The sequence below is a fragment of the Actinomadura sp. 7K534 genome, from assembly GCF_004348575.1.
In the GTDB taxonomy this organism is placed as follows: Bacteria; Actinomycetota; Actinomycetes; order Streptosporangiales; family Streptosporangiaceae; genus Spirillospora; species Spirillospora livida.
The window spans coordinates 1-8,947 of the sequence record NZ_SMKB01000274.1 but is presented as its reverse complement, the minus strand read 5'-3'; the positions used below and the strand labels follow the sequence as shown (position 1 = coordinate 8,947).

Below are 8,947 nucleotides of genomic sequence, written 5' to 3'. Positions count from 1 at the left end.
GGGTGCTGCAGGTCGGCGGGTGTGGCGGGACGGAACCGCACCGCCTGGCCTCCGCTGCGCACCAGCGCGGCGGTGAACGTGCCGGTGCGGGTGACGACGGTGCGCCCGACGTCGACGGCCACCGGTTTGCGGGCGGCCCCTACATGGTGCCTTCCAGGGCACGGACAGTGAACACCCGATCCTCCTGTTGATGCCGTTTTTAGATGGAACGCGATAGAAAGTCGACATGAGCCTCACACGTCGCGGCTTTCTCATCGCGGGGCTTGCCGGGGGAGCGACCCTCCTCAGCGCCGTCGGGCCCCGCGGTTCAGGCACCGACTCCCGGCCCGCACCGGCCGCCGGGGGCGGGGGCTACGTCACGATGCCGGGCGTTACTCCGCCGCAGCTGAAGGCGCGGCGGCACGGCCGGACGGCGGACGGCCTGCTGTTCATCGCCCCGTTCCGGGGGCGGGACGACGCGGACGCCCTCATCGTCGACGACCGCGGCGAACCCGTCTGGATCCACCGCTCGGACCAACTCGTGACCGACGTGCGGGTCCAGACCTACGAGGGCGAGCCGGTGCTCACCTACTGGGAGGGCGAACGCAGGGAGGGCGGCTACGGGTACGGCGTCGGAGTCGTCCTCGGCCAGGACTACCGGCGCGTCGCCGAGGTCCGCACGGGCAACGGCGTCCAGGGGGACTTCCACGAGTTCGTGCTCACCGACCGCGGCACGGCGCTGCTCATCGCCTATCCGGAGGTGGCCGCCGACATGCGGCCGATCGGCGGCCCGCGCGACGGGCGCGTCCTCGACAACCGGGTCCAGGAGATCGACGTCCGGACGGGCGAGGTCCTGCTCGACTGGAGCGCCCTCGGCAACCTCGACCTCACCGAGACGCTCACTCCGCCGGCGGAGAACGCCGACGGCACGCCGGGCAAGCCGTTCGACCCGATCCACGTCAACTCGATCCAGGACGACGGGGACACCCTCCTGCTGTCGGCGCGCAACTCCTGCGCCCTGTACTCGCTCGACCGCCGGACGGGCACCGTCCGCTGGCGGCTCGGCGGCAGGCGCAGCGACTTCCCGCTGGACGGGAAGGCGAAGTTCGCCTGGCAGCACGACGCCCGCCGCCAGCCGGACGGGACGATCTCGCTCTTCGACAACCAGATCGCCAACCCGGGCGACGGCCCGTCCCGGGGGATGATCCTGGACGTCGACGAGGAGGCCCGGGAGGTGACGCTCGTCCAGGAGTTCACCGACGGCCGCACCTTCGGGCAGTACATGGGCAACATGCAACTCCTGCCGGGCGGGAACGCGCTCGTCGGCTGGGGCTCGACCGGGGCGGTGACGGAGTTCACCGGCGACGGGCGGCCCGCCCTGGAGATGACCGGCGTCGGGGACGGTTCGTACCGCGCCTACCGCGCCCCCTGGAACGGCCGGCCCGCGACGGGCCCCGCCGTGGTGGCGGCCCCGGTGGACGACGCCCGGATGCGCGTCCACGTGAGCTGGAACGGCGCGACGGGCGTCGCCGCGTGGCGGTTCCACACCGGATCGGCCCCGTCGAGCCTGGCGATGGCGGGGTCGGCGCGGCGGACCGGCTTCGAGACCGCCGCCACCGTCCCCCGGGCGCGGTACGTCGTGGCGGAGGCAGTCGCGGTTGACGGCTCGTCCCTCGGCCGCTCCGCCCCGCAGACCGTGTGACCGGGTGAGCCCGGTCAGTCCTGCTCGGGCGGGTTGTTGAGCGTGCGGTAGCGGTCGAGGACGCGTTCCAGCTCGCGGCGCTCGCGCTTGGTGGGGCGGCCCGCGCCGCGCTCGCGGCGGCCGACCGGGATGAGCGCCTCGCGCGGCGGCGGGGGCGGGCTCTTGTCGATCAGGCACTCGGCGGCCGCCGGCGCCCCGACCCGCTTGCGGATGATCTTCTGCACGACGACGATCCGCTCGCGCCCGTCATGGCGGAGCCGGATCTCGTCGCCGGGCTTCACCGCCGTGGACGGCTTGGCGCGCTCGTCGTTCACCCGGACATGGCCCGCGCGGCAGGCGGTCGTCGCCATCGAGCGGGTCTTCAGCAGGCGCACGGACCAGAGCCACAGGTCGACCCGTACGGTGCCCTCATCGCCCATGGGTCCATGATGTCACTTCGGTACGGGTTCCTTGCGGTCGCTGATCCAGGCGTCCGCGCGTTCCCACTGCGTGTAGAGCCAGTCGGTGCGGGCCTCGCGGTCGCGGGGGACGTCCTCGGCGGGGATCCGCCACCAGCGGGCCTGGACGTCCCCGGTGAGCGGGACGTGCCGCCAGATGTCGCCGGGCGTGGCCATGTGGTCGAGGCCGACGTGCGCGACGAACACGACGTCGGCGGACGGCGCGGACTCCAGCGCGGCCAGCACGCCGCCGGGGCGGGGCGGCATCAGGTTCCGCATCCGGGCGGCGCGCTCCGCCTCCCGGACGCGGCGGAGCCGGGCCAGCCGCCGGATCGCGCGGCGGCGGCGCTCCGGGGAGAAGTTGCCGCCCTCGGGGAAGATGACGAGCGCGTCGCGGGGGCCGAGGCCGGCGGCGAGCCGGGCGATGTCGTCGACGGCGCCGCCGCCGGGCGACACCCACGCGTTCGGCATGCGGTTCGCCGCGATGTCGATGCACGGGTCGAGCTGGAGCATCGCCTTCATGACCACGCGCGGCCGCCGCCGGTAGTCGGCGAGCAGGTGGTGGACGAGGAGCAGCGCGTCGCCGGGGCCCGCGTGCCGGCTGAGCACGATCAGCGGCCGGTCACCGTCGCCGGCCTCGCCCCCGGCGTCCCCTCCGGCGTCCCCCTCGGCCGTGCCCTCGATCACCAGCCGCAGGCCGAGCCGCCGCTCCGCCGCCGCGTACAGGCCGGCGACGTAGCGGGCGATGATGTCGTAGTGCCGGTCGTCGCGGGTCCGGCGGCGGAGCCACAGCCACCCGCACTCCAGCACGGCGGACGACTCCCGCGTGCCCCACACGAGCGCGAACCAGAGCAGCCGGGCGGCGCGCTTGCGCTGGCGGCCGAGGACGTACGCCACCGCGTGCGCGACCGGGAACACCACCACGACCAGCAGGGTCAGCGCGAACAGGAGCGGCGTCAGGAGCAGGCGGCGGACGACGGGGGGAGGCAGCATGTCACGCTCGTTCTTTGAGGTACTCCAATGATGCCTGGTAGGCGCGTTCGATGTGGACGCGGATTCCCGCCACATTCCGGTACCTCATCTGGGCGAGGTCGACCCCGGACTTCTGCGGCGCCGTGCCCGCCGGGAGGACGTGCACGTCCAGGTCGTCCGGCAGTTCCGCCATCTCCTCGAAGAAGCGGTGCCGCCGCGCGATCTCGAACGCGACCATGCCCACCTCCCAGGGCCGGCGCGGCGGCGGCAGGTCGCGCTCGATCCGCCCGACGTGCAGGACGTAGACGGTGGTGGCGCCGAGCATGACGGCGCGGCCGACCGGGATGCTGTGCACGAGCCCGCCGTCGAAGTAGTGCCGGTCGCCGACCCGGACGGGCGGCAGCAGCCCCGGCACGGCGGACGAGGCGAGCACCGCCGGGGTGAGCGGCCCGTCCGTGAACCAGTGCGCCATCGCCGTCTCGATGCCCGCCGCGACGCACTGGAACGGGACGGCCAGCTCCTCGAACGTCCGGACGGGCAGCAGCTCGTCCAGCATCCGGTGCAGCGGTTCGTTCGAGTGCAGGTGGGTGCCGGAGCGGGCGAGCGTCCACAGCCGCGACCAGACCCGCGCGCCGAACACGTCGCGGACGGAGTCGTCCGACCACAGCCCGGTGAGTCGCTCGACGGCCGTGTCCGGCGAGGCGGCGATGAACGCGCCGTTCACCGCCCCGATCGACGTGCCCACGACGAGGTCCGGGCCGATGCCCATCTCCCGCAGCGCGCGCAGCATCCCGACCTCGTGCGCGCCGAGGACGCCGCCGCCCCCGAGCACGAACGCCACCCGCGGCTCCCGTTCCACCCGCCCTCCTTCGAACGCTGAGGGCAGCTTCTCCCCCTAGATCCACCGTAAACGGGCAAGCGCCGCCAACCGTCCGCGGAGCGGGAGCGGGCCGGCCGCCCAGAGGTGGTGGGCGGCCGGCCCTGGTCCCCGTGAAGGGACCGACTCAGTGGTGGTGGCCGCGGCGGGTCCGCAGGCCGTACCCGTAGGGGAACAGCGGGTCGTAGTCCCGGTCGCCGACGTTGATCGGCTCCTGGTCCTCGCTGCGGGGCCAGCTCACCGGGAGGCGGCCCTGGAACGGGCGCTTGCCGAACAGGACGTCCGCGACGCCCGCGCCCTCGCTGCCGGGCAGCCAGGACATGACGAACGCGTCCATCTTGGACAGCCGGTCGGTGACGATCTGCGGGCGGCCCGCGACGTCGAGGACGACGCAGGTCTCGATCGCGCCGCACACCTTGTCGATGTTCGCCTTGTCGGCGTCGGACAGGTTCAGCGTGTGCCCGTTGCCGACGTCGCCGACGCCCTCGGCGTAGGGCGTCTCACCGACCACGACGACCCCGACGTCGCTGCCGGACGTGGGCGCTGAGGCGTCCGCGCTGTAGGTGACGTCCCCGGAGTACTGCTTGATGCCGTCCAGGATCGTCGTGCCGGGGATGATGTCCCCCGACTGCCCCTGCCAGGTGACCGTCCAGCCGCCGGCCTGGTTGCCCATGTCGTCGGCGTTGACGCCCGCGACGTAGACGTCCGCGTTCCGCTTCAGCGGCAGCGCGTGCCCGCGGTTCTTCAGCAGGACCTGCGATTCGGCGACGGCCCGGCGGGCCACCGCGCGGTGCGCCGGCGAGCCGATCGTGTCCGCGTACCTGCGGTCGGTGTACGGCCGCTCGAACAGGCCGAGCTTGAACTTCGCCGCCAGGATGCGGCGCACGGCGTCGTCGATGCGCGACATCTGCACGCGTCCCGCACGCACTTCGGCCAGCAGCGTCTCGACGAACTGCGGAGCGCTGTAGGGCTCCATGAACATGTCGACGCCCGCATTGACGGACGTGCGGACCTGCGTCGCGTAGTCGCCGGGGATCTGCTGGATGGCGGCCCAGTCGCTGATGACGAAGCCGTCGAACCCGATCTCGCCCTTGAGGACGCCGGTCAGCAGCTCCTTGTGCGCGTGCATCTTCACCGGGTTGCCGACGCCGTCCTCCTTCCAGTCCACGCTGGAGAACGACGGCATGACGCTGCCGACGCCGTACTTGCGCACGGCCGTGACGTACGGTGCGACGTCGATCTTCATGAACGTCCGGCGGTCGGTGACCGTGACGCCCTGGTCGATGGTGTAGTCGCCGGTGGTGGACGAGCCGAACACCGTGTCGCCGTCACCGGCGTAGTGCTTGACCGTGGCGAGGACGTGCTCCGGCTTCCGCATGTCCGACGGGCGGCGGCCCTGGAAGCCCTCGATGCCCGTCTCCATCTGCTCGACGAGCTCCGGCGTCTCGCCGTACGCCTCGTACGACCGGCCCCAGCGCAGGTCGCGGACGACGCAGACGCACGGCCCGAAGATCCACTGGGGCCCGGTCGCCCGGGTCTCCTTCGCGGTGATCGCCTGTATCTCGCGGACCAGGCCGGGGTTGCGCGCCGCGCCCATCCCGATGTTGTGCGGGAAGACGGTCGCACCGACGAGGTTGCCGTGGCCGTGCACGGAGTCGATCCCGTACAGCAGCGGGATCCGCAGCCGGGTGGCGAGCGCCTTCTCCTGGTAGGCGTCCACCATGTCGGCCCAGCCCGCGGGGGTGTTGTCCGCGGGGACCGAGCCGCCGCCCGACAGCACCGAGCCGAGCTTCAGCGCGGTGATCTGGTCGCGGTCTCCGTCGACGGCGCCGCGCTCCGCCTGCGTCATCTGGCCGACCTTCTCTTCGAGGGTCATGCGGCGGAGCAGGTCGGCCACCCGTTTCGGCACGGGGAGCCGCTGGTCGAGATAGGGGGCATGGGCGGGAGCGGCGGCCGGGGCGGCCGGGGCGGCCGATGCCGCGATGGCCGACGGCAGGGCGGTGATGGTCGCGAGCGCGACCAGCGACCGTCCGATCCGGGTGCCGGCGCGTCTGGTGGGGTGTCGCAAGTCGTCCCTCCTGGGTCGCTTCCTCGACGCCGCGCGGCCCGGCGGACCGCACGCCGGAGCCCGGGGTCATGGCTCGCCCGGACGGCCATGACCCCTGCGCCGGTGACGTCGTCACCCAGGAACCTCCCCCGGCTCCCACTACCTGTCAAGAAACCTAACTATTTGCCGCCGCCCCCTGGACCGCGGCGTGAAAGGGGCGGTTGACAGAGATCAACTTCGCGCGTTATGCGGCGCGGCGAGACGCTGGTGGGCCGGGAACGGATCGGCCGCGGCCCGCCCGCCGCGCGGGCCGCCGGCGGGCGCCGTATGAAACCCCCGCCCCAGCCGACCCGATGGCCACACCCGGTCATCCCCGCCGGGCCCACGAACGGGCGCCCGGCCGGCCGGCGGGTGGGGCGGCTCGGCCGGGCGCGTCCGTTCTCCAGAGATGGCACTCCCGCACACATTGGGGCGTCCGTCAAGTGCGCGGCTCCTGCTCGGTGGGGATCTCGTCGCGGGTCACCTCGATGCGCTCCTTGCGGATCTCGCCGCGCACCGTCTGCTCGTCCTGCACCTGGTCGGTGCGGATCCGGATGCGCTCCACCGGGACGGTCTCCTTGGTGACGACCGGGCGCTCCTCGTACAGGATGATCTCCTGGTCGTCCTCGGAGAGCGACACGTTCGGGCTCGGCTCGCCGCCCGCGATCGGCTCGCGGTCGATCCGGATCTCCTCGTGCGAGACGGGGATCGTGTGCTCGACCATCTCGGTCTCGACCCACTTGTGCACCCGGACCCGGCCCGACTCGTGCCGTTCGGTGCCGATGCGCAGCCGCTCCTCCGACCGGGTGATCTCGGTCATCGGGGCATCGGCGCCCTCGCGCGCCGACTGCGGCGGCGCGGCCTGCCGCTCCCGCCCGCCCTTCTCGGGACGGACGGCCATCCCGGCCGCGCCCGGGGCGCCCTGCGTCCCGGGCTTGCCCGCGGCGCCCTGCGCACCGGCCTCGCCCTGCGCCCCGACCTCGCCCTGCGCCCCGCCCTTGCCTTGCGCGCTCTTCTTGCCCGCCGCGCCCGCGGCGTCGCCGCCCTTGGCCGTCCCGGCCTCCTCGCCGGCGACCTCGCGGTCCTCGTCCGTTCCCTGCCGGGGCCCCTGCTCGCCCGTCCGGCGGCCGCCCGGCGGACGCACGCCGTAGTGCCGGTACAGGTCCACGATCTGCGCGTGCGAGAGGTGCTCGTCCGCGTCCACGTTCGGAGCGCCCTTGATGGTCTCCTTGTCGTACGGGACCTGGAGGGCATCCTGGTTCCTGCGCGTCCCGGCCAGGGGCACGAAGCTCTCTCGCATCCCGAACCATCCGGTGTGCACGGTCACCCACTCCGGCGACCCGGAGTCGTCGTTGAGGTAGACCTGCTTGATCGTGCCGACCTTCGTGCCGTTGGTGTCGGTCACGCTCATGCCCATGAGTTCCCGCACCTGTGTCTGCGCCTGCACGTTGAACACCTCTGCTCTCGTGAACGCTGCCGGTCGGCGGAGAGTGAGGGGAGGCGGTACCCGCCACTCGGTAGCGGTGGATTGCCGGAATACTTGCTGGGTTACCAAAATGACCCAAAATAAAACGCGTTTGCGGGATCATGGAAAATGATTTACCAGCCGCATACCCCGGGCGCCCGGCAGTAGCTGGCCGCTATTTCCACAAATAGTCCGATGGCGCCATTTTTGCGAGGGCCGAAATGCAGGCGATGGTGATCATTTTAGGAAGTCGCGGTTTTTCTTTCCGCCGTCCGCGCAAGACTCCGAAAAGACGCTTCCAGACATCGGAGAACTGATATGCACGGATATTCACGCGAGTTCCGGCGGGCGGCGGTCACGGCGGCGGTCGCCGCGATGGTCGTGGGGACGGTGACCGCCGGGGCCGGCCCGGGCACGGTGCACGCCGACCCGGGCCCGGTCGGCCCGGGCAAGGTGACCGCCGGGACCGGCCCGGCCGGCCCGGGCACGGTGCACGCCGGGGCGGGCCCGGTCGGCGCCGGCCCGCGGCCGCCCGCCTGGTGCAAGCCCGGCGGCACCCTGCAGACCCGCGCGATGCCGCGCCACGTCAAGATCGCCGACTGCGATCTGCGCGGGCGGACCGTGCGCGGCGGGAACGGGCTCACCGCGGTCGTCCCGACCGACGGCACCTCCCTGGTCGCGCACGCGCTGCGCACCACCGGGGGCGGCGCCGAGCTGCGCATCGACGTCGACGACCGCACCGGCCGGGTCAGCTTCAGCACGTCGACCAGGCGGGTGCCGCAGGGCCGGCCGCGCGGTGCCCGGGCCCCCGCGAACGCGTGCCAGGACGGCACGTACCGCCTCGAAGGCAGCAGGTGGCCGCGGGGCTCCACGGTCGTCTGGCGGCACCACCCGGGGCAGCGCGGGCTCCCGGTGAACGGCATCATCCGGGGCGTCTCCAACATGGCCGGCGCCCGCACCGACTGCGCGGCGGGGGGCCGGTTCAGCCCGTCCCCGAACGTGAGCACGCGGCACGCGGGACGGGCCGCCGCCGCCCCGGACATCACCAGGAACGCCGGCTGCGGCACCCGCGACCGGTCCAACACGTTCGGCTGGCTGGCCATGACCGGCGCGGGGAGCAACATCCTCGCCGCCACCTGCGTCTGGTACCGGGGGAGCAGCACGCTGGAGACCGACATGGCGCTGCAGGAGCAGGGGAAGCGCTGGTGGTCGGCGGGGACCTGCCCGGCCGGGAGCTACTCGACCGAGGCCGTCGCCACCCACGAGGCGGGCCACGTCCTCGGCCTCGGCCACGTCGGAGGGGCGAACCACACCCGCCTCACGATGGCGCCGTCCGTCGCCGCGTGCGACAACGGTCTCGCCACCCTCGGCAGGGGCGACTACAACGGGCTGATGGCGCTCTACGGCGGGCGCTGAGCGGGTGCCGGGC

General features: G+C 73.0%; 7 protein-coding genes. 2 read left to right on the top strand and 5 right to left on the bottom strand.

The window, feature by feature from the left end; translation table 11 throughout:
- Positions 1-226: 226 nt before the first annotated feature.
- Complete coding sequence (locus tag E1266_RS32345; protein WP_132053587.1) at positions 227-1,681, top strand: arylsulfotransferase family protein; 1,455 nt, start codon at positions 227-229, stop codon at positions 1,679-1,681.
- A 14-nt stretch (positions 1,682-1,695) separates the two neighbouring features.
- On the opposite strand, the gene E1266_RS32340 is transcribed toward E1266_RS32345, so the two are convergent.
- The 5 genes from E1266_RS32340 to E1266_RS39970 all read right to left on the bottom strand — a co-directional run bounded on the left by E1266_RS32340 (position 1,696) and on the right by E1266_RS39970 (position 7,500).
- Positions 1,696-2,100 carry an RNA-binding S4 domain-containing protein gene (locus E1266_RS32340; protein WP_132053585.1) on the bottom strand — a complete coding sequence of 135 codons (405 nt, stop codon included), beginning with the start codon at positions 2,098-2,100 and terminating at the stop codon, positions 1,696-1,698.
- 12 nt (positions 2,101-2,112) lie between these two features.
- A complete protein-coding gene (locus tag E1266_RS32335; RefSeq protein ID WP_132053582.1) occupies positions 2,113-3,111 on the bottom strand; it encodes a 1-acyl-sn-glycerol-3-phosphate acyltransferase in 999 nt (332 codons plus the stop codon).
- A 1-nt stretch (position 3,112) separates the two neighbouring features.
- On the bottom strand, positions 3,113-3,949 hold the full coding sequence (locus E1266_RS32330; RefSeq protein WP_132053580.1) for a patatin-like phospholipase family protein: 837 nt from the start codon (positions 3,947-3,949) through the stop codon (positions 3,113-3,115).
- A gap of 145 nt (positions 3,950-4,094) precedes the next feature.
- Complete coding sequence (locus E1266_RS32325) at positions 4,095-6,035, bottom strand: glycoside hydrolase family 3 protein (protein WP_207946047.1); 1,941 nt, start codon at positions 6,033-6,035, stop codon at positions 4,095-4,097.
- A 457-nt stretch (positions 6,036-6,492) separates the two neighbouring features.
- The gene (locus E1266_RS39970) at positions 6,493-7,500 is read right to left on the bottom strand and encodes a PRC and DUF2382 domain-containing protein (protein ID WP_132053578.1); all 1,008 of its coding nucleotides are present in this window, start codon (positions 7,498-7,500) and stop codon (positions 6,493-6,495) included.
- Positions 7,501-7,836: 336 nt separating this feature from the next.
- Between E1266_RS39970 and E1266_RS32315 the strand changes: the two genes are divergently transcribed.
- The gene (locus tag E1266_RS32315) at positions 7,837-8,934 is read left to right on the top strand and encodes a matrixin family metalloprotease (RefSeq protein WP_132053576.1); all 1,098 of its coding nucleotides are present in this window, start codon (positions 7,837-7,839) and stop codon (positions 8,932-8,934) included.
- Positions 8,935-8,947 lie beyond the last annotated feature (13 nt).